Source organism: Carboxylicivirga caseinilyticus (assembly GCF_050589785.1).
Lineage (GTDB): Bacteria > Bacteroidota > Bacteroidia > Bacteroidales > Marinilabiliaceae > Carboxylicivirga > Carboxylicivirga caseinilyticus.
Genome location: NZ_JBNGOX010000049.1, coordinates 1 through 22967 on the forward strand (window position 1 = coordinate 1; position 22967 = coordinate 22967).

The 22967-nt window shown below is 36.6% G+C and carries 19 protein-coding genes; 10 read left to right on the forward strand and 9 right to left on the reverse strand.

The features are described 5' to 3' along the window. The first annotated feature begins 242 nt into the window (after window positions 1–242). From ACRD62_RS19325 to ACRD62_RS19335, 4 genes are all read left to right on the forward strand, one after another. Complete coding sequence (locus ACRD62_RS19325) at window positions 243–1391, forward strand: hypothetical protein (RefSeq protein WP_430821759.1); 1149 nt, start codon at window positions 243–245, stop codon at window positions 1389–1391. A 155-nt stretch (window positions 1392–1546) separates the two neighbouring features. Then, a complete protein-coding gene (gene tnpA, locus ACRD62_RS19330; RefSeq protein ID WP_430821760.1) occupies window positions 1547–1978 on the forward strand; it encodes an IS200/IS605 family transposase in 432 nt (143 codons plus the stop codon). A gap of 155 nt (window positions 1979–2133) precedes the next feature. Then, on the forward strand, window positions 2134–2481 hold the full coding sequence (locus tag ACRD62_RS22575; RefSeq protein WP_489672251.1) for a hypothetical protein: 348 nt from the start codon (window positions 2134–2136) through the stop codon (window positions 2479–2481). Between the two features lie 53 nt (window positions 2482–2534). Beyond that, window positions 2535–4922, forward strand: a complete 2388-nt coding sequence (locus ACRD62_RS19335) for a TonB-dependent receptor (RefSeq protein WP_430821761.1) — start codon at window positions 2535–2537, stop codon at window positions 4920–4922. 69 nt (window positions 4923–4991) lie between these two features. On the opposite strand, the gene ACRD62_RS19340 is transcribed toward ACRD62_RS19335, so the two are convergent. The 4 genes from ACRD62_RS19340 to mazG form a co-directional block, all read right to left on the reverse strand. After that, the gene (locus ACRD62_RS19340; RefSeq protein ID WP_430821762.1) at window positions 4992–5459 is read right to left on the reverse strand and encodes a hypothetical protein; all 468 of its coding nucleotides are present in this window, start codon (window positions 5457–5459) and stop codon (window positions 4992–4994) included. Window positions 5460–5631: 172 nt separating this feature from the next. Next, complete coding sequence (locus ACRD62_RS19345) at window positions 5632–7326, reverse strand: formate--tetrahydrofolate ligase (protein ID WP_430821763.1); 1695 nt, start codon at window positions 7324–7326, stop codon at window positions 5632–5634. Window positions 7327–7502: 176 nt separating this feature from the next. After that, window positions 7503–8153 carry a hypothetical protein gene (locus tag ACRD62_RS19350; protein WP_430821765.1) on the reverse strand — a complete coding sequence of 217 codons (651 nt, stop codon included), beginning with the start codon at window positions 8151–8153 and terminating at the stop codon, window positions 7503–7505. A gap of 140 nt (window positions 8154–8293) precedes the next feature. Next, a complete protein-coding gene (gene mazG / locus ACRD62_RS19355) occupies window positions 8294–9088 on the reverse strand; it encodes a nucleoside triphosphate pyrophosphohydrolase (protein WP_430821766.1) in 795 nt (264 codons plus the stop codon). 187 nt (window positions 9089–9275) lie between these two features. Between mazG and ACRD62_RS19360 the strand changes: the two genes are divergently transcribed. From ACRD62_RS19360 to ACRD62_RS19380, 5 genes are all read left to right on the forward strand, one after another. Further along, a complete protein-coding gene (locus tag ACRD62_RS19360; protein ID WP_430821767.1) occupies window positions 9276–10229 on the forward strand; it encodes a PhoH family protein in 954 nt (317 codons plus the stop codon). A 27-nt stretch (window positions 10230–10256) separates the two neighbouring features. Then, a complete protein-coding gene (locus tag ACRD62_RS19365) occupies window positions 10257–11207 on the forward strand; it encodes a phosphoribosylaminoimidazolesuccinocarboxamide synthase (RefSeq protein WP_430821768.1) in 951 nt (316 codons plus the stop codon). Window positions 11208–11626: 419 nt separating this feature from the next. Then, window positions 11627–13858 carry a formate C-acetyltransferase gene (gene pflB / locus ACRD62_RS19370; protein ID WP_430821769.1) on the forward strand — a complete coding sequence of 744 codons (2232 nt, stop codon included), beginning with the start codon at window positions 11627–11629 and terminating at the stop codon, window positions 13856–13858. 81 nt (window positions 13859–13939) lie between these two features. Next, window positions 13940–14665 carry a pyruvate formate-lyase-activating protein gene (pflA, locus tag ACRD62_RS19375; protein ID WP_430821771.1) on the forward strand — a complete coding sequence of 242 codons (726 nt, stop codon included), beginning with the start codon at window positions 13940–13942 and terminating at the stop codon, window positions 14663–14665. A 44-nt stretch (window positions 14666–14709) separates the two neighbouring features. Then, on the forward strand, window positions 14710–15498 hold the full coding sequence (locus tag ACRD62_RS19380) for a formate/nitrite transporter family protein (RefSeq protein WP_430821772.1): 789 nt from the start codon (window positions 14710–14712) through the stop codon (window positions 15496–15498). Between the two features lie 269 nt (window positions 15499–15767). Here ACRD62_RS19380 and tnpA (ACRD62_RS19385) read toward each other — a convergent pair whose 3' ends face one another. From tnpA (ACRD62_RS19385) to ACRD62_RS19395, 3 genes are all read right to left on the reverse strand, one after another. Then, window positions 15768–16214, reverse strand: coding sequence for an IS200/IS605 family transposase (tnpA, locus tag ACRD62_RS19385; RefSeq protein WP_430821773.1), 447 nt, complete (start codon window positions 16212–16214; stop codon window positions 15768–15770). A gap of 434 nt (window positions 16215–16648) precedes the next feature. Continuing rightward, window positions 16649–17218, reverse strand: a complete 570-nt coding sequence (locus ACRD62_RS19390; RefSeq protein WP_430821774.1) for a GDYXXLXY domain-containing protein — start codon at window positions 17216–17218, stop codon at window positions 16649–16651. Continuing rightward, the gene (locus ACRD62_RS19395) at window positions 17211–18494 is read right to left on the reverse strand and encodes a DUF2157 domain-containing protein (RefSeq protein WP_430821775.1); all 1284 of its coding nucleotides are present in this window, start codon (window positions 18492–18494) and stop codon (window positions 17211–17213) included. The genes ACRD62_RS19390 and ACRD62_RS19395 overlap by 8 nt, the downstream gene beginning before the upstream one ends. A gap of 421 nt (window positions 18495–18915) precedes the next feature. Between ACRD62_RS19395 and ACRD62_RS19400 the strand changes: the two genes are divergently transcribed. Then, entirely contained in the window at window positions 18916–19971 is a 1056-nt protein-coding gene (locus ACRD62_RS19400) for an NUDIX domain-containing protein (protein WP_430821776.1), read from the forward strand. 332 nt (window positions 19972–20303) lie between these two features. On the opposite strand, the gene mtaB is transcribed toward ACRD62_RS19400, so the two are convergent. Beyond that, window positions 20304–21608, reverse strand: coding sequence for a tRNA (N(6)-L-threonylcarbamoyladenosine(37)-C(2))-methylthiotransferase MtaB (gene mtaB / locus ACRD62_RS19405; RefSeq protein ID WP_430821777.1), 1305 nt, complete (start codon window positions 21606–21608; stop codon window positions 20304–20306). Then, window positions 21608–22954: a tRNA (N6-isopentenyl adenosine(37)-C2)-methylthiotransferase MiaB gene (gene miaB, locus ACRD62_RS19410; protein ID WP_430821778.1), complete on the reverse strand. Its 1347-nt coding sequence runs from the start codon at window positions 22952–22954 to the stop codon at window positions 21608–21610. The genes mtaB and miaB overlap by 1 nt, the downstream gene beginning before the upstream one ends. Between the last annotated feature and the right edge of the window lie 13 nt (window positions 22955–22967).

Sequence of the window (22967 nt, forward strand, 5' to 3'; positions counted from 1 at the left end):
CAATTTGTAATAAAATATCATTTTATGTCACCCCTAAATCCCCTGAAGGGGACTTAAGCCTCCCTTATAGGGGAGGTTTGGTGGGGTATAATGAATGTAAAGTTACAATTTGAAAGATTCCTTATTTGCAGAATCACTTTTTGGACACCCTCATTCTATTACCTATCTCTTGACTTTGTAAAAAATTAAGCCTTATTGGGAATTGGGGCTTAAAGAATATTTCATCATTTATTGGAGGAAAAATGAAAAGAATTTTACTATTAAGTGTTCTAATGGTTGTGGTATGTATTACCACTTCTGAGGCACAAACAAAGACAGATGTATCTGCACAGGTTGGCAAGGGTATTCAATTCAAATCGGAAAATGACCTTTTTTATTTAAAGTTCACCACTCGTATTCAAACCAGATGGGACTTTGTTAACACTTACAGTAACGAATCAGAGGCTGCTGAATTTGCAAACAAAGCATGGGTTAAACGTTCTCGTTTGAAGTTTGATGGATACTTTCTAAATCCTAGCCTGGTTTATAAAATTGAATATGATGTTATGGGTGGATATGTGAGAGATGCCATCTTCAAATACAAAAAGAACAACATTGAATTATGGTTTGGCCAGGGCAAACTACCTGGAAACAGGGAACGCGTTGTGTCATCTGCAAATTTGCAAATGGTTGATCGTTCAATATTTAACGACAATTATAATATTGACAGGGATATTGGTGTTCAGTTTCACCACAAATTTATGATTGGTAAAACTATTGTTGCTGATCGCTGGGCTTTCACGTCGGGTGACGGAATCAGAAACAATGAATACGCACCTGGTCTAAGTTTGACCGGACAAATTGAAGTTCAACCATTAGGCGAATTTAAATCTAAAGGTGACTATAAATCGGCAGATTTGAACCGGGAAGAAACACCTAAGATTGCTATTGCAGCTTATACCAACTTCAATTCACATTCATATAAAGACAGAGGTCAGGTTGGAAAAGTAATAGGTGGTGAAGCTGATTTATTAAACATCGGAGGTGACTTTCTATTAAAATATCGTGGTTACTCGCTTATGATTGAAGCTGCCAACAGATCTGTGACTGATGATGCTAAAAAATTCGTTTATAATGACAACGGTGATGTTGAAGCCGCATTCTATACCGGATATGGTGCCAACATTCAAACCGGATATGTTTTTAAGAACAACTGGGAGCTATCGGGACGTTATTCATTTACAAAACCTAAAGAAATTGACTTTCACGATGAGATGACCGACTATACTTTGGGTGTTAGTAAATACATAATTGGTCACAATTTTAAGTTTCAAGGAGATGTTACTTTTCGTGATAAAATGGCTGGAAGAGATCAAATTATTACCAGATTACAGATGGAATTGCAGTTTTAAACAACACATCTAACACAATATAAAAGGCTGTCCAATAAAAAAATGGACAGCCTTTTTTAATTTCAGCCCCTATTTTTTTATTGGTCTCAATAGTAGTTAAAACTATGCACTTTAGTGCATATCGCTTTAGCTTCTAAAAATGTTATTTTTATGTCATGGTGCAGCGCAGTAATGGACATACCGTTTCAGAGATGACAGTTCATATAGTTTGGTCGACCAAATATCGCTATCCAGTTCTACAAGGTGATATTAAAGTAAGGTGTCGAAAAATATTAATGCAAATATGTGAAGCAGAAGATGTGTTGATATTAAAAGGTGTTGTCTCATCCGATCACATTCATATGCATATCAATTATCGTCCATCACAAAGTATTAGTGAGTTAGTGCGAAAGTTAAAGGGAAGAACTTCTCGCAAACTTCAGCAAGAATTTCCATCCTTGAATAAACGATACTGGGGTAGACACTTTTGGGCAATTGGCTTTGGATGTTGGAGCTCTGGAAATATTACAGACCAGATGGTAAATGAATATTTGGAACATCATCGAAAACCAGAAGACCAAGATGGATCAAACTTCATCCTCGAATAGCGCAAGAATGACTTTCAGTCATTCTGTTCATCCCCAAAACTATGGACTTGCAGTCCATAGTGGTTTATTTAATTTTCGTTAAAAGTGTATGTTCTCATAAAAATCCCTATTTATAGGGATTTGTTGTATTAAAGAAATTTTTCATTTTTGTATTGATGAAAAAAGAGTACAACACATACTTAAATCTGCTGAAACGAATAAGTATCCTGCTTGTCGTGGCGTTTACCCTGCAGGTTGTAAATAATGCTCTCTTTTTTCATTCACACAAAACAGCCAGTGGAAAAATCTTCCACCATGCTCATCCTAATGGAGGCAATCACTCTCATAGTGATTGCGAGTTTAGTTTTTACGAGCAACAGCAACTTTTATGTAATTCTGATATAAACCCATTAGTTGCTGAAGTTCCTTTTCAATTCAAGATAACTTTCGAACCGTCTGGTTCGGGATTAAATCTTTCTTTACATTTTAATTGTCTATCCCACAGAGGCCCTCCAGTATGCTAAACCTTATTTAGTAATACGAAAAATTAAAATATTCCACCATAATTCACTACAAAATGAAAACCAACTATTTGTATGGCCTTGCTATGGTCATATTGTCCCTATTTTCTATTAATATTTCTAGTGTAAAGGCACAGGCCGCCCCACCCGAACCTATTTGTAATCTTAAAGGAACCATAACATCAAAAGGCGAACCTTTGGCATTTGCAACGGTTTCAATCAGCAATACCACTTTGGGTGCTGTTTCAGATCTGAATGGTTTATTTGAATTAAACCTTGTACCACAGGGAGAATTTATTGTAAAAGCTCAGGCCCTTGGATATAAACCAGTTGAAAAACTAATTCAGTTTGAAGCAGGTAAAACCAACAATATAACATTCAACCTGGAAGAAGATGTGTTAGGTATTGAGCAGGTAGTAGTAACCGCCGACAGAAAAGAAACCAAGCGTACTGATGCCTCAATGATTGTTAATACTGTAACTCCTAAACTACTTGAAAACACGGAGACTATATCAATTGGCGAAGGACTGAATTATGTTCCTGGTTTACGATTGGAAAATAATTGTCAGAATTGCGGATTTACTCAAGTTCGAATGAATGGTATGGATGGAGCGCATTCGCAGGTATTAATAAACAACAGAGCCATCTTTAGTAATCTGGCTGGTGTTTATGGTCTTGAACTGATGCCTTCCAGCATGATAGATCGAATTGAGGTAATAAGAGGTGGTGGATCCGCATTATATGGAAGTAATGCCATAGCAGGTACCATTAATCTAATTACCAAAGATCCACTATCCAATTCTTATAATATAGGTACACAATACAGCTCAGTTGGAGTCGGGTCCGATGGTGGAGCAGCATCTGATTACTCAGTTAACTTAAATGCAACAATTGTTAGTGAAGATAAAAAAACCGGTTTGGCATTATTTGGATTTTATCGAGACAAAGATCCGTTTGATTCCAACGGAGATGGCTATTCTGAAATCTCACAAATTGACAACCTTACGTTTGGTGCCCGTTTAAACCATCGCATCGATTACAGAAGTAAAATTACTTTGGATTTTATGCGAATGAATGAAGAACGTCGAGGTGGTAATAAATTTGACTATCCAAATCACGAAGCTGATATATCAGAAGCTGTTGAACACAAAATAACCACTACTGCCCTAACCTATGAACGCTTTGTTGGTACAGGAAGCGTGTGGTCGGTATACGGATCTGCACAAAATGTTATCAGAGCCTCTTATTATGGTGCCGAGCAAAGTTTATCCGATTATGGTCATACCAACGGACTAACCTACAACATAGGTACACAATTCAAAACTGATTTTGGTAATAATTCAATTATATCGGGTATTGAAGCGGTTAATGATGTGATGGATGATAAGAAATTAGGGTATCTTGATTTGGAAACAGGTGAACATGTACCTAATACTCAAATTACGGATCAGAAGAAATCAATTTATGGAGTTTTTGCTCAATATGACAGAAAGATTGGTAATGTAAAAGTATCAGTTGGTGCAAGATTCGATCAATATAAAATTACTGACATAGAGCATAAAGACGGTAACAATAGTGGAAAAGTTTTTAGTCCGCGAATGAATGTATTGTGGCACATCTCACCTTCACTACAATGGAGAGCCAGTTATTCTCAGGGATATCGTGCTCCACAGGTATTTGATGAAGATCTTCATATTGAAACATCCGGATCACGAAAAGTAGTATATGCCAATGAAGCGGACCTAAAACAGGAAACAAGCCACAGTTACATGACTTCTTTTGATTTCAATAAGACAATGGGTACATGGAATATTGGTTTACTAGCAGAAGGCTTTTACACCAAACTTAATGATGCTTTTGCTTCTACACCAGAATATGACGAACAAACAGGCGTAACAACCTATATTAGAAGCAATGATGAAAATGGAGCTACAGTGCAAGGAGTTAATTTTGAAGCAACCATATCTCCTATTAACAAAGTTTACTTCAGAGCTGGTTACACTATTCAGTCAAGCACCTTTGGATCAGAACAGGAATTAAACGAAAAAGACTTTCTTCGTACCCCTGGCAATTATGGATTCTTTTCTTTTGATTATGATGTATTTCCAAAACTTTGCCTGATAACAACCGGAACTTATACAGGTAAAATGAAAGTAGCTTATTATGGTGAAAACTTTACGGCGCAGGATAACATCATTACAGAAGAAGAAGGTATAGTTGGTACAATCAGAACAACACCTACCTTTTTCGATCTGGGCTTTAAAGCTGAATATAAAATAAATATTGGAGGATTACCTTTTAAACTGTTTGGAGGTGTTAAGAACATATTTAATTCTTACCAGGATGATTTTGATTCAGGTATCAACCGTGATCCGGGTTATGTTTATGGCCCAATGAATCCAAGAACGATTTACTGTGGCATTAAATTAAGTAACATACTATAATCATTTATACTACTACTTAAAATCCCCATTAACATTTGTTAGTGGGGATTTTTATTTAATGCTACTGAATTATCTAATCCATTTTCTTTCAGGAGTTGTACAATCATATACCTTTAAATCAAGGTTCTCACCAATTTTCATTGCTTCATCTAATGCTTTTTCTTTATTAAATGAGCAAAGTTTAATCACCCGCTTATGATCATCCACAGCCAATACTAACTTGTATAAGTAATCACTTGTATCAGCTTCTCCACTATCTCCTTCGCTAACCGATAAATACCTCACAACTGAAACATACTTTATGGCTGGCAAGTGTCTCCAACCCCCCATTGTATAGCCTAATACCTTTGAAAAGTTTCTGTATCGATTGTTTCCTACATCCAATTCGATACCAGCAGAATAAGTCATTGCAGCAATACCTATTGCGATAGCCATTAAACCCGTTTCAATCGAATAATAAGAAAGTATAACAGCTGCTACATAATAGGATATAAAATAGACATTTAGCCTATTAGCTGTGAAGGTAGATTTATACATCATAGTATGTTTAGGTTGTTTCCGCCATAAATATATAAAAGATTATTTACAAATAATATACATATTTACACTTTAATTAACATTTAATACTCAAACACAAAGAACTAGTTGCCTAAAAATCAAAAGGCTACCCATTGGATAGCCTTTTGTATTTATTAAATACATTGTATTGTTATGACAAACCTGAGATAACTCCTTCAGAGTTAATATCCATTCCTTCTGCTGCAGGAACCGCAGGTAGACCTGGCATACGCATCATTTTACCCAGAATAGGAATTATAAACCCCGCTCCGGCTGCAAACTCAAATTCTCTTACGGTAACTTTAAATCCTTTAGGACGACCAATTAAGCTTTCATTATCTGAGAAAGATTTTTGAGTTTTAGCCATACAAACTGGTAACTTATCTAATCCCAGAGTTTCAATTTTCTTAATATCTGCTAATGCCTCTTTCGAAAAATCAACACCATCAGCACCATATATTTCACGGGCAATAGTTTCTATTTTTTCAATTACAGAGGATTGATGATCATAAAGTGGCTTAAAATCACTCTCCCCTTCTTCAATAGCCCTAACAACAGCCTGTGCCAATTCCAAGGTGCCATCGCCACCTAATCCCCAACCTTGACTGATAACAGCTTCAACACCCATTTCTTTACAACGGCACTTTACCAAAGCAATCTCTTCTTCACTGTCGGATACAAAATTATTGATGGCCACAACAGGCTTTAATCCAAATTTAAACGCATTTTCGATATGTTTCTCCAGGTTGGCAAAACCAGCTTCCACCTTTTCTCTGCTTGGGGTATCGTATTCTTCTTTAACAGCTCCACCATGATGACGCAGTGCCCTAATGGTTGCCACAATAACCATGGTATTCGGCTTCAGATCTCCTGCAACTGATTTAATATTAAGAAACTTCTCTGCACCCAAATCTGCACCAAATCCAGCTTCTGTAACCACATAATCAGATAATGATAGGCCCATTTTAGTAGCCAAAATTGTATTAGTACCCTGTGCAATGTTTGCAAAAGGTCCTCCATGAATAATGGCCGGATTTCCTTCGAGTGTTTGCACCAGATTTGGTTTTATTGCTTCTTTTAATAGTAAAGCCATAGGACCTTGTGCATTTAAATCCCTGGCATAGATTGGTTTCTTATCGAATGTAAAACCAACAAATATATTTCCTAATCGCTCTTTAAGATCATCCAAACTGGTTGCCATACAAAGTATTGCCATCACCTCCGATGCTGCCGTAATATTAAACCCATCCTGTCGGGGAATACCATTTGCTGTTCCTCCCAGACCGATGGTAATATCACGCAAAGCTCTATCATTCATATCAATAACACGTTTCCAAACAATAGTACGCGGATCAATATTTAAATTACGTGTCTTGCTTTGAATATTATTATCAATTAATGCAGCCAAAAGATTATTTGCTTTTTCAATGGCAGAAAAATCACCTGTAAAATGCAAATTGATATCTTCCATTGGAACAACCTGAGAATAACCTCCTCCTGCTGCACCACCTTTAATTCCAAATACGGGTCCTAACGAAGGTTCGCGCAAAACAGCAGTTGCCTGCTTGCCTATTTTATTTAATCCCTCGGTAAGCCCAATGGAAACAGTTGTTTTACCTTCTCCAGCAGGTGTTGGTGTTAGAGCAGTTACCAAAATCAACTTATTCTCCTTCACTTTTTCTTCATCGATTAAACTCAACGGTAGTTTAGCTTTATATTTACCGTACATTTCTAATTCATCCGGATCAATATTAAGCTTTGCAGCAATTTTTGAAATATGCTGCATTTGTGCCGATTGGGCAATCTCTAAGTCTGTTTTGAATTTTTTGGTTGTGTTCAACTCCATTAATAGCTACTCTAAAAGTTTCTAAATTACTCTCTTCAAAAATTGAAGCTGCAAAAATACATTCTTCTTATTAATTGTAAAGGTGATATTTATCAGAAAATCTAAATCTTAACATTATAAAAACAAAAACCCGTCAAAAAGATGACGGGTTTAACAATTTATTGCCTGTTTTAATGTCAATTTCTAATTCTGCAAACTACCTCCGGTGAATGATCTCTCACTCTGTAATAACCACGCTCATAAGGTATGTAATAGTAACCATCTCTATACAGATAATTATAACCATTATAACCTCTTACTGAACAATGACTAGGTGCATATCTAACGGTTGGCAGCTGCACTTCAGCCTCAATGTATCCTCTACCTGGCAAGTAAGTATAAAATCTACCTTGGCAATGATAATAAGTATCATAACCTATCACAAAACTAATATAATGGGTTGATGGAAGCCTTTGCAAATACACATAGTGGTTATGATGCTTCGGATGATTGTAACCATTACGATGAACATGCACAGTTGTTGAATGGTGTCCAGGAACATTGCATCCGGCATGACAATGATCTTCTACATACTGATAATGGTGTTTTTTGTTACTATTGTTTACTTTTTTGTATTTCTGATTGTTTTTGTTATTCTTCACATAACTAGTTGATTTGTTATTTGTCTGAGTAGACTGACGTTTAACCCGTGTTCTGTTGTTATCACTTGACCTTACCTCATTTCTGGATGTTCTGGATGATCTTTTCTCCTGTCCAAAAATATTATTGCCCGAAATAAAAATAAAGGTTCCTATCAATACCGTGTATATTAATTGTTTCGCTTTCATGGCTTCTAGTTTTAAGTTAGACATGTTATCAGGCTTAATGCATTAGCTTTGTTAGATCTATCCAAACTCCATGCCAAAACTTAACAATTATTAACAGGACATCCTGCCAGAAACCTACTTAACCACTATAAAACAATCAGTTATACCTTATCTATTTTTTTTGCTTCATTCCAGATCTTATCCATTTCTTCAAGAGACATTGCCTTTAAATCGAGTCCGGCTTTGATAGTTTTTTCCTCCAGATAATTAAATCGGAGAATAAATTTACGATTGGTTCTTTCCAATGCATTTTCAGGATTTACGCCATAGAGACGGGCCGCATTGATAATGGAAAACAATAAATCACCAAACTCAGCTTCAATTTTATCCTGATCCATCTGATCAATTTCAACTTTCAACTCTCCCAATTCTTCATGAACCTTATCCCAAACTTGTTCTTTATGTTCCCAGTCAAATCCAACTCCACGGGCCTTGTCCTGTATTCTGTTAGCTTTCACCATAGCAGGTAAACTCATTGGCACACCCGACAAAACAGATTTATTACCATCTTTTTCTTTAAGTTTAAGCTTTTCCCAGTTTTCTTCAACTTCACGTGCATCATCTACTTTTACTTCGCCAAAAATATGCGGATGTCGATAAATCAGCTTTTCATTTAAAGCTTCTATTACCTCCTTCATTGTAAAATCATGGGTTTCTGCACCTATTTTAGCATAAAACACAATGTGTAATAGCACGTCTCCCAGTTCCTTCTTAATCAGCTTCGGATCTTTTTTGATAATAGCATCCGCTAATTCGTATGTCTCCTCAATGGTTAATGTGCGCAACGATTCATTCGTTTGCTCTTTATCCCAGGGACACTTACTGCGCAATTCATCCATTATTTCCAATAATTCTTTAAACGCAACCAGGGTTAATTCATGTGTGTTATTACTCATAATGTTTAAAAGCCTTCGATGATTAATAATAGTACAAATATATCGGAAACTTGAGGTCATTTTAAATTATAGTCTATCTATTTGTTCAATTTAACTTTTGCTTTCATTTGGGGTATTTTGAAAGAAGAGAAATGTAAAAATTGTTGTTACTTTGCATTAGAGTAAATGACGGAATATTGACCTTTATATGATTGAAAAATTGATTTATCTCGAATCAGTCGATTTGGTAGAGTTTTTAGGTGTAAAAAATGCGAAACTAGAACTCATTAAAAACAGGTTCCCAAAACTAAAGATTGTTGCCCGGGGCAATTGGTTAAAAGCCATTGGGGATGCTGAAGAAATGGCTGATTTCGAAGAAAAAATCAATAATCTGATTGAGCATTACAATCAATACAATGTTTTAAAAGAAGCTACTATCTCCGAAATACTTGAAGGCGATAGTATAACTGAAGCTAAGAGCGACAGCGATATTATCCTTTATGGCATCAGCGGAAGACCTATTAAAGCAAGAACAGAAAACCAGGATAAATTAGTAAAGTCGTTTAAGAATAACGATTTATTATTTGCCATTGGTCCGGCAGGTTCGGGTAAAACCTATACGGCCATTGCTTTAGCAGTAGCTGCTCTTAAGAACAGACAGGTCAGAAGAATCATTTTAAGTCGACCAGCTGTTGAAGCCGGTGAAAAACTGGGTTTTTTACCGGGTGATATGAAAGAGAAGATTGATCCGTACTTACAACCTTTGTACGATGCTCTGCAGGATATGATTCCTCCTACCCGACTAAAAGAATACATGGAAAACGGCACTATACAGATTGCACCACTGGCGTTTATGCGTGGACGTACACTAAATGATGCCTGCGTAATATTAGATGAAGCCCAGAACACAACAAATAACCAACTTAAGATGTTTCTTACCCGTATGGGTGCTTATGCCAAGTTTATTGTAACGGGTGATGTAACTCAGATTGACTTACCTAACCCTCGCAGTTCGGGCTTGATACAAGGTATGAAAATACTTAAGGGAATTGATCGGATTGCTATCATTGAATTCAATAAAAAGGACATTGTGCGACACCAATTAGTGCAGGATATTGTTGAAGCATATGATAAAAAACAAAAAGAAGACGACAAGAAATAAAAACAAATATCAAATATCTACTATAAAATGAGTAAAGCAATTATTAAGACCGACTATCAGTTTCCTGGTCAAAAGAGTGTTTACAAAGGAAAAGTTCGAGATGTTTATAACATCAACGACGATTATTTAGTAATGGTTGTTTCTGACCGTCTTTCTGCATTTGATGTTGTTCTTCCTAAAGGAATTCCTTACAAAGGACAAGTGTTGAACCAAATTGCAGCTAAATTTTTAGATGCAACTGCTGATATCGTACCTAACTGGAAAATTGCCACTCCCGATCCTAACGTTACAGTTGGTCATATGTGTGAGCCTTTTGCAGTAGAAATGATTGTTCGTGGATATCTTACCGGTAGCTCATGGCGTTTATACAAAGATGGTGGACGTGAAATTTGTGGTGTACCGCTTCCTGAAGGCTTAAAGGAACACCAGGCATTTCCTGAACCAATTCTAACACCTACTACCAAAGCTGAATTAGGAGCACACGACGAAAATATCACGCGTGAAGAAATTTTGAAACAAGGATTAGTTTCAGAAGAAGATTATATTGAATTGGAGAGAATCTCATTGGCACTTTTCAAGCGTGGTAGTGAAATTGCCAAAGAAAAAGGATTGATTTTGGTAGATACCAAATATGAGTTTGGTAAAAAAGATGGACAGATTTACCTGATTGATGAAATCCATACACCTGACTCATCCCGTTATTTCTATGCCGACGGTTATCAGGAACGTTTTGATAAAGGTGAAAACCAAAAGCAACTTTCTAAAGAATTTGTACGTGAATGGTTAATGGAAAACAACTTCCAGGGACGCAAAGGTGATGTTTTACCAGAAATTCCAGACGAGTTTGTTGATCAGATTTCTGAACGATACATTGAATTATATGAAAGTATTACAGGTGATAAATTCGAAAAGGCCGATGTTTCAACTGTTGTAAGTCGTGTTGAAAAGAACGTAACGGATTATTTGAACAATTTGTAATAATATTCCATCTATTCAGATACTTAAGGCACTCATAAGAGTGCCTTTTTATTTTAAATACATCCTGAAAAATCATCGCAAAAGACAAAAATCTGCTGCAAAACATGTTAATGTTTGTTAAATATTTTGGAAGCAATCATTCTAAATAAGGTTGTAATCTTCACATTACAATTTAAAGTTTTATATTGCAATCTCCACATAGCACCTATTCAACTTCATTGATATCAGGCATTTTCATTTTCGGCATATAAGAATCTTGAATATGATCATTATTTAGAATGTCTGAATTCCAACCTCTTAAATAAGACTTAAAAGTCTTTTATAGCGTTGAAAATTTAATTTTTTGCTATTTACTTTGCACCCGAAACATCGCTAGAAATTATATAGCATATTATATAAAAGGTAAATATCAATTAATCATGAGCAAGATTAAAGACATGTTCAGAGATGGACTTTGGAACAAAGAAATTAACGTAAGAAACTTTGTTCAAATGAACATCACCCCTTATGAAGGAGACAGTTCTTTCTTATGTGGTCCAACAGAAAGAACCCAAAAATTATGGGATCTTTGTAAGGAGGCTATTAAGGAAGAAACCGAAAATAACGGAGTGCGTTCAATCGATACAGAAATTGTATCAAACATCACCGCTTTTGATGCTGGTTATATCCAAAAAGATCTTGAATTGATCGTTGGTCTTCAAACAGACGAGCTTTTAAAACGTGCCATGAAGCCTTACGGAGGTATTGCAGTGGTAGAAAAAGCCTGTAGTGAACAAGGTTTGGAGGTTTCAGATCGCGTTAAAGATATTTTCCGTAATTATGCTAAAACACACAATGATGGTGTATTTGATGTATATACTGATGAAATACGTAAGTTCCGTTCATTAGGATTCTTAACCGGACTACCTGATAATTATGCACGCGGTCGTATTATTGGTGATTATCGTCGTTTGGCCTTATATGGTATCGACCGTTTAATTGAGGCTAAAAAAGAAGATCTGCGTGGATTATTAGGCCCTATGACCGATGATAAAATCCGTTTGCGCGAAGAGGTAGCTGAGCAGATCAAAGCTTTGGCTCAAATTAAAGAACTAGGTACCAAATATGGCTTGGATTTAAGTCGTCCTGCAGAATCAGCACAGGAAGCTGTTCAATGGGTTTATATGGCTTATCTTGCAGCTGTAAAAGAGCAAGACGGTGCTGCCATGTCATTGGGTAATGTTTCATCATTCCTTGACATTTATATTGAGTACGATCTACAAAATGGAACAATTACTGAAGAACGCGCTCAGGAATTTATCGATCAGTTTGTAATGAAATTACGTATGGTTCGTCACCTGCGTATGAATGCATATAATGAAATTTTTGCCGGCGACCCAACCTGGGTAACTGAAGCTATCGGTGGACGTTTAATGGACGGTCGTCACAAGATTACCAAAACATCTTTCCGTTTTCTACAAACATTATACAACTTAGGTCCTTCTCCGGAGCCTAACATGACTGTACTTTGGTCAAACACTTTGCCTGAAAACTTTAAGAACTTCTGTGCTCAGGTATCAATCGATACATCATCAATTCAGTACGAAAACGATGATTTGATGCAAAGCACACGTAAATCAGATGACTACGGTATTGCTTGTTGTGTTTCGTTCCAGGAAATTGGTAAACACATCCAGTTCTTTGGAGCCCGTACCAACCTTGCTAAAACCTTATTATTAGCAATCAATGGCGGACGTTGTGAGATGTCGGGTAAACAAATGATTGAAGGTGTTCCTGCTTTGAAAAGTGATGTTCTTGACTTTGACGAAATAATGGCTAATTACAAAATTGCCATGAAAGAAGTTGCTCGTGTTTACAACGAGTCGATGAACATCATCCATTACATGCACGATAAATATTACTACGAAAAAGCTCAGATGGCATTTGTTGATACCAATCCACGTATCAACCTGGCTTATGGAATCGCCGGTTTGTCAATTGTAGCAGACTCCTTATCGGCTATTAAGCATGCTAAAGTAAAAGTGGTTCGTAACGAACAAGGTTTAAGTACCGACTTCAAAATCGAAGGTGATTTCCCTTGTTATGGTAACGACGATGATCGTGTAGACAATCTGGCGGTAGAAGTATCAGGGTATTTCAATAGCTTATTATCAGAGCTAGGTGTATATAAAAATGCTGAGCCTACCATGTCGATATTAACCATTACTTCAAACGTGGTTTACGGATTGAAAACAGGTGCTACGCCTGATGGTCGAGCACATGGTGTGCCATTTGCACCAGGAGCCAACCCAATGCATGGTCGTGATAAAAACGGAGCCATTGCATCGTTAAACTCAGTGGCTAAGTTAGACTATAAAAATGCATTGGATGGTATTTCAAATACCTTCAGCATTGTGCCTAAATCATTAGGTGCTGACGAAAATGTTCGTCGTGAGAACCTTGTTACCATGATGGATGCCTACTTCTCAAAAGAAGCACATCACTTAAATGTAAACGTGTTGAACCGCGAACTTTTGGAAGATGCAATGGAAAATCCGGGAGAATATCCTCAGTTGACCATTCGTGTATCGGGTTACGCTGTTAACTTTGTAAAACTTACACGTGAGCAACAATTGGAAGTGATTTCAAGAAGCTTCTTCGATCGCATGTAGCAGGCAAATGATCAATATACAGGAGGCAGTTGCTATGTAGCTTCTGCCTTCTTCTCTTATTTACCTTTTTAAACTAACGCCATGTTAAACGTTCATTCATTTGAATCGTTGGGGACTTATGATGGTCCCGGAATTCGTCTTGTGGTTTTTTTGCAGGGCTGTAATTTTAAATGTTTGTACTGTGCCAATCCTGATACCATTGAATGTAAAGGAGGCAAACCTACTTCGGCTGAAGAGATTGTAAGCATGGCTATAAACCAACAACCTTTCTTTGGTAAAAAAGGTGGTTTAACCTTTTCAGGTGGTGAACCCTTGCTTCAGGCTAAGGAATTAATACCGGTTTTAAAAGCGTTAAAGGCAGAAGGTTTTCATATTTGTGTTGATACCAACGGTAGTGTTCTTAATGACTTTGTAAAGGAAGCCCTGGAATATATCGATATTGTTCTGCTCGACATCAAGCAGATGAATGAAGAGCGTCATCGCGCATTGGTTGGACAAAGCAATGATAAAACACTTAAACTGGCTGAATACCTTAACGAAATAAATAAACCTGTTTGGTTACGTTATGTTTTGGTACCCGGATACAGCGACGATCTGAAAGATCTGAAACAACTGGGAGAACACTTTGGTGGATACGAAAACATTGAAAAGCTGGAAATACAGCCATATCATCACCTGGGAGCTCATAAATATGATCACCTGGGCTGGAAATACGAACTGGAAGGCGTTCCATCCAATACTCCTGAACAATTGGAAACTGCCTACCAAATATTCAAGCAGTATTTTAAGGAAGTAATAATTAACTAAGAAAAGGATCAAACTTTTTTGTTTTTAGCAAAGCATTATAAAAAATGAACTACTATAACTCAAAAGAAATTGTATCGGTTGTTAATAAAGTAGCCGAGACAAAAACCAATACATCAGTCGCAAATACCATTGTATTAGCCATTCTTGCCGGAGGTTATATTGCCATGGGAGGATTACTTGCTGTGGTAGTAGGTGGTGGACTTCCCGGATTAGAGGCTTCCAATCCAGGTATTCAGAAGTTCTTATTTGGGGCCGTTTTCCCATTGGGACTCATCTTAGTTGCTATTGCCGGAGCCGATCTTTTCACTGGTAATACGGCTTATTTTATTCCTTCATGGTTTCAGGGTAAAACAAACTTTCAATCCATCTTAAAAAACTGGTCGTTAGTCTATCTTGGCAATTTTATTGGTTCAATCATTGTTGCTCTGTGTTTTGCTTATTTAACTGATTTATTTGCTAAAGATCCCTGGTTAGAAAGCATCAGAGGCATTGCTGAAGCAAAAACAGCTAATCCGTTTTACAAAGCCTTTTTAAAAGGTATTGGCTGTAACTGGATGGTTGCGCTGGCCATGTGGCTTTCATATGGTGCCAAAGATATTTCGGGTAAGATATTAGGAATTTGGTTCCCGGTTATGGCCTTTGTGGCAATGGGATTTGAGCACTCGATAGCCAATATGTTTTTTATACCTACAGCTATTTTTTATGGAGCTGATGTTACCTGGACAAGCTTTGTGGTAAATAATCTGATTCCGGTTACCCTGGGTAATATTGTTGGTGGTGCCTTATTTGTGGGTGCAGCCTACTGGTTTGTATACGAACGCAACAATTCATAAACATCCATATAGTCGAATGAATTTTAAAACCGGAGATGCTTATCTTCGGTTTTCTTGTTTTATAGGTACGACTCCGCTGGAGTCGTTGATAGCATCATATTATCTCGCTATAAAGATGGAACTCCTCTGGAGTTCATCTCAAAAAACCACTTTATAACCATAAATCTATTGCTCAAATAATTGATACCAGAGGCATCATATATTTATAGAATATCCATCCAATACAACAGCCGACTCCAGCGGAGTCGAATATCTATTTACCATGCCAATCAAACAAATTTATCCTTAAATTCAACATTAAATAACTTCAATAATTTGACGTATTCATCTTTAAAACTACTCTTGTTATGATGGACCTTCTGATTCTCGATATACTTGATCACCGCATCTAACTGAGATTGACCATAAGAAAAAGCCCCAAATCCCTCCTGCCATTTAAACTTATAACTACTAAATCCTTTATCTTCTATAAAATTTGTGGATGATTTTTTGATTTCTCTTACCAGATCTGATAAACAACAGGAAGGCTTCATTCCAATTAGAAAATGGATATGATTATCTGTTCCATTAATGGATAGCATTTTCTGCCCTTTTTCTTTTACAATACCTGAGATATATTTGTGTAATTCAGCTTCCCATTCCGACTGGATGGAAGCTTCTCTGTTTTGTATGGCAAATACAATCTGAATGTAGATTTGAGAATAGGTATTGGCCATGGTAATGTAGGTTTGGTGTATATATTCGACTCCGCTGGAGTCGTTTTTTAAATTACAACTTTTTCTATAGATATAGAACTCCTCTGGAGTTCAAAGTCAATAATTTCCCTTGTATAGATTCCCTTTAATTTCAATCTACAAAAAAGCTAATAATACCAGAGATATTATATATTTATAAAATGTTCGAAGAATTAACTCCATTTGAGCCATTAAAAGCATTCCCTTTCTACAAATGCGTAACTCGTAAGGAGTTCAAAACAGTAAGTATTCCTTTAATCAAAATCTAACATAAGCTTCTGTTCATCCAATTTTAAAGACTTTTATTGATGCCAGAGGCATCATATATTTATAGAATATATGATCAACTCAACACTCGACTCCAGAGGAGTCGAATAACTATCAATTATGCCAATCAAACATATTTTCAACTATACCTAATTATCTTCTTTAGCCAGTTCATGGACAGAAACATCATCAATAAAAACGTCTTTCACCACCGCATCCCCATTCATAATACTTACAAGAGCGTATGATATTTTACTGGTGTCGTTTAATGCCTCACGATGAACAATCTCAGCATTTTTGGCTTTAGATTCCTCCATATAAAAACGATTAAAATCGTAATCCACCCGTATCATTGCTGTGTCATTCCAAATACGATTACCAATAGTTGCCTTCACAAACAGTTGATTATCATCAATTATTGCTCTGGAAACCGATTCTATCTTAGCAAATCCATCCTTATCCATGCTAAAATAAACAAATACCTCATCTCCCCGACTCCAACTTTCTGTACTGTCTTTCTTGATGCTATTTTCTTCATAATCCAATACAATATATTTTCCTCTGAACGGATCATTAGGATCGATTGGTGCTGTTTTTAGTTTAATTTCTGTTCCTTCTCTTAAAATTGCTTCTCTGTCCCAAATCATTTTAGAGGGTACAAACAATTGTACCAATGCTACCAGAATAAAAAGGGGCAATATTATACTTTTCCTATTCATTAGATTTCCTTTTTTTCAGCATTACATAATTTGAAGCAAAAAAGCCCACTCCCACTATAACAAATAACACACCTCTCAAAACAAAACTCAGATCCGAATCAAAGAACCGACAAACAACCAATGCGGTAATGATTAGCAATCCATAATTCAATATTCCAAAATGATTTTTTTGAGCTCCCTGAAGAATAATTAAAATACCTAAACCCAATACAAATAAATTAATCAGGATAATCGCTACCGAAGAATTCAATCCAATAATATAAGTTGGTATCAACAAAAGAAATATAAACGAGAATGGATTCATGTTTTCAATCGTCAATTCTCTTTTTCGATAGAATAGCATCACCAATGCTAAGGCAATCAAAACTATAATTGAGAGAAATTCGTTCGAGCGTACCAATTCATTCATCAAAACTTCAGTCGTCCTCAGATGATCCCAAAACCAGTTAAAACTCAACATCAATAATATAATAATACTACCTAAGCTCCCCATAACGCTATAGCCATTACTTAATAATCTTTGCTTAGAAATGAATTCCCTGTCACCAATCAGACTAAAAATGCCAAATAAGACAATATATGCTATATACATTAACTCATCGAATTTTTCAGCCAGTGTACCAAGAATGATAACCAGCGATAAAGGAATGATCCAATTATGAAAAACCATAAAATTACTCGTTGGCTTTTTCCGATACAAATGATAATAATGAGGCATTATTAATAGTAATGACACCCAATACATGTATGAATCTGACGACGGATAAGTCCAGTAACTGGTTTCTGCAGCATAATAGGTAATTCCAGCCAAACAAAGCAATGATGCAACCGAAGATTTCATCAGATAAATCAGTGGAATACACAACAACATCCATGTAAGCAAAAATGAACTTAAATTACCCGGAATATTGTATATCTGACTCACCAGTGAGATACTTGCTCCAACAGCGAAAAACAAAAAAGCACTTACACTTTCTCGCCATGCAATACTATCCCTTTTCTTTAGAATAACCCATCCGCTCAAATACTGACCGATAATAAGAGGAAGAAAAGCAAATATGGTTTTTGTCATTCTCGAAAGCTCATCCCAGTTATGAGCGATGATCAGAATAAGCCCAAGTCCAACCAATATAGCACCCAAGACACCAAAAACAATAAAAAGTTTATTGGTTGAGGAACTTTTTTTGCTTTTATAGTAATCCTGAATACGTTTTGCTGTTTCATCAGTGATAACACCTTCCTGCAATAATTCCGGTATTTCTTTTAGTATACCCATAAGTTAGTTGATAAGTGGTCAAACATTGCAATTCTAAAATAAACAATATATTAATATTATCAACACTTATAATCAATAACCATTATTGCAGAGTATAACGTAGTATAGCAACGGAACAAACTACAGTAGTAATGACGTCCAACCTAAGTAGCAAAGATTCAAAACTGTGGAAGTAATGTTCTAAAGTTGTTTAGCAATAACTAAAAACAGTCTAGTACACGTTAGAAGTGAGGTAACAGCGAATAAAAGCACCGAAATTATGACAAATGATAAGGTATCACCACAAAAAAGCAACGTAGCAAGGGGTAAAAGTTAGGTAGCACCCCAAAAAAGTTTGGAAGCAGAGGGTAATAGCAGCCAAATTGACAGATTGATAGAAAATCTATAACAAACAGCTATCTTCGCAGCAAACAATCAAAATATGAACAGACTCGACCTCATCAAACGACTCCTGCCCGGCTTTTTACCCATCATTATTTTTATTGTAGTTGATGAAATATGGGGAACTCTCTATGGTTTAATTATTGCTATTGCAGTAGGAATAATCGAGTTGGCATACAGCTATATTAAAGAACGAAAAACAGACCGGTTTGTAATACTTGATGTTGGGTTACTTGTTGCACTCGGGGCTGTTTCTATCGCTTTGGATAACGAGATATTTTTTAAATTGAAACCCGGAATCATCAGTCTTTTAATGACGGGTATGATAGGCTTTTCCTCTTTTTCGAAACACAATATTCTTCTTCAGATGAGCCAACGTTATATGAAGCAGATACAGATGAATCCATACCAGGTTTGGGAAATGCAACAAAGCATGAAACGTATCTTTTGGGTGATGCTGGTATATTCTTGGGCTGCCATTGCTTCTTCATTTGTTGAGATAAAAGAGGTATGGAGTTTTATAAATGGTGCCGGAATGTTTGTTGTGATGGGTATTTTCTTTGCTTTTGAATGGTACACGAAAAAGAAACAAGCTCCAAAGCTACAAAAAGAAGAATGGTTGCCTTTGGTGAATGAAAAAGGCCAGGTATTGGGTTCTGCTCCCCGATCAGTGGTTCATAATGGATCAAAACTATTACACCCGGTGGTTCATTTACATGTTTTTAATGATGGAAAACTACTATTACAAAAGCGACCTATGAATAAGCTGGTTCAGCCCGGCAAATGGGATACAGCAGTTGGTGGTCATGTAAGTGCAGGCGAAAATATTGAGCAAGCTCTGCAAAAAGAGACTTTTGAAGAAATTGGTTTGCAGCAATTCAAAGCTGAAGGACTAAAGCCCTATTTATGGAAAAGCGAAATAGAACATGAGTTGGTATTTCTTTTCAAAACTAACCATAAAGGTCCATTCAAAAAAGCTGAAACCGAAGTAGATGAACTACGTTTCTGGTCGATAGACGAGATCAATGAGAATTTGGGTAAAAATGTTTTTACGCCCAACTTTGAGCATGAGTTTAGGACTTATTTTGCTAAATAATATTGTAGGTAAAAGTGCTCTCTTTCATCTAAGCATATAAAGAACGGTCTTTAAATATAATCAACCACAAATTTCACTAATTAACACAAATTGTTCCGCATTAGCGGAACATCAATTGGTGAATCGAAGATCGACGTAGTCAAAATTTAAAAATCAGCAAAGCTAAATATGCGCTTAATAAGTAATGATCTAAACCTTATGTTTAAAAGAATAGCTCTGAAAATTATCTTTTAACCCAACAATTAAACAAATTAATAATACATCAATTGCTTTACTGAAAATTGATTAATTGTCACATTGAAAATCGACTAATTGAATAATCAGCCAATCGTCTAATCAATCAATTGTCCAATCAAGACAGGCTCTTCCCTAGAATCTGTTAAACCTGTTAGCTTCACTTTGTAAAAGCTATTCTTCTTGACCTCATCAGCTTTAAACTGAACCGGAACATAATATTCACCATAACCATGAGCAAAGCCTCTTTTATCAATCTTTTCAACCAAAACAGTTTGCTCTGATCCAATAAACTGTTGGCGGTAATTTCTTTTGGCCTCCGCAGTCTTATGTCGTAGTTGTTCACTCCTATCCGACTTAACTTTTTCCGGAATCACATTGGTCATTCGGGCAGCCCGGGTGTTATCCCTTTTTGAGTATTTGAAAGTATGCACATGGCTAAAACCAATCTGATCAACCGAATCTAATGAAGCCTGAAAATCCTCTTCAGATTCACCCGGAAAGCCAACAATAATATCTGTTGTAATATTAAATTTCGGATCAATTTCTCTCAGGCGCTGAACAATCTGTTTGTACGAACGATAGGTGTACATTCTTCGCATCTGCAACAAAACAGATTCAGAAGCACTTTGTAAGCACAAATGCAAATGAGGCGTCATTTTAGGATGTGTCAATAAAGCAAAAAACTCATCGTCGAAACCATCAGGTTCAATGGATGAAATACGCACCCTGAAATCAAATGGCAGATCCAGTATTTTTGCCAGAAGCCCTGAGAATTTGACTCCTTCGTGCTCATAACGGCTAATATTCACACCGGTTATCACAACTTCTTTATAGCCAAAACCAACCACTTCTGTAATATTCTTCAGAATATCCTCTACTGGCCGACTGGTAGCTCTTCCTCTTACTTTGGGAATAATACAGAAAGTACAGAAGTTATCACACCCATCCTGAATCTTGATCATACTGCGCGTATGAAATGTCTCAGATGCTGGCGCATAGTTAAAAACGCCACCTTGTGTAGTATTTGCAGGAACAATCTCTTTATTAAAATGAGCCTGCACCAATTGAGGAATAGCACTTTTGTTTTCGTTATCCACCACATAGGCATTGGGATACAGTTCTTCCAAAGCCTCTTTATGATGATTGGCCATACAGCCGGTTATAATCAGCATTCCGTTATGACCATTCTTCAACGCATGATTAACTGCATACCGCGATTTTTGATCGCTTTGGTTAGTAACGGTACAGGTATTCACCACAAACACATCGGTATCTTTGCTGTCTTCTACCACATCGTAGCCCATAGCCACAAATTTCGATGCCATCGCATCGGTTTCAAACTGATTTAACCGACAGCCCAAAGTCTTAAAACCTACCCTTTTCTTTGCTAACTGAAACATTATACCTCCTGCAAACTTTCTACTTCAACCAACTCGCCTTCCACTGAAAAATTTGTTGCCGATGTAATTTTTACTTTTACAAACTGACCAATCAAACTCTTATCTTCTGATGCAAATCGAACGGTGATCTTACCTTCAGTCTGACCACTTAAGTAGCCACTCTTACGATCGGTATCGCGCACCAGAATGATGAATTCCTTATCCACCATATTTCGATTGTATTTACCTGAAACTTCTGCCAAGTCTTCAGTCAATAAAGCTAAACGCTCTTTCTTTATCTTATGATCCACATCATCGGGCCAGCTATATGATGCCGCCCCCGGACGTTTCGAATACATGGCAATGTAAGCCATATTGTATTCAAACTCTCGCATGGCCTTGCGTGTATTCTGAAACTGCTCTTCCGTTTCACCTGAAAAACCAACAATAATATCGGTAAACAAGGTTGCCTGTGGTATCAGTTCACGAATAGCTTCTATCGATTCGCGATACTTTTTAACCGAATGTTTACGGTTCATCTTAATCAACACCTTATCATCTCCCGATTGAATAGGAAGATGAATCTGCTTTCCAAGGCATTTGTATTTAGCAATTACTTCAATCACTTCACGTCCCATATCACGCGGATGCGGAGAGGTAAAATATACCCAGAAACGATGCTGAGTTGATTCACCAATCTTACCTATCTCCTCAAGCAACTGTGCAAAGTTGATTTCTGCACCTTTTTTATCCAGCCCATATGAGTTTACATTTTGTCCTAACAAAGTAATCGACTTGTATCCTTTCTCAACAAGACTTCTTACCTCGCTTATGATTTCCACCGATGGACGACTTACTTCTCTGCCACGAGTATAAGGAACTGCACAAAACGAACAGAACTTATCACAACCATTTTGAATTGGTATAAAAGCTTCAAAAGAACTGTTATACTTGGGTTTAACCTTCCAGAAAAAGTTAATTTCTTCTTTTGGATTCAGATTTTCTTTTTCCAGTCCGGCAGGTGTGGTTATACCATATTGCGATAACATTTGCGGAAACTTAGGAAGCTCGCGCATGGCAAATACGATATCAAAAAGCTTCAGAAACTTCTCTTCATCAGCAGGTAAAATACATCCGCTAATAAATGTAATCAGGTTCTGCGATTGCTTGCGTTTATTCCAAAGTGCTATTTTTGAATACACCTTGTCTATGGCTTTCTGTCGAACTGAACAAGCAAGAATACCAATAATATTAGCCTCTTCTTCATTTTCTACCCATTGATAACCCATGCCTTCCAGCACATTTCTCACTCTTTCACTGTCAGACATATTCATCTGACATCCCAATGTCACTAAATGGTACTTCATCATATTAGCTTCT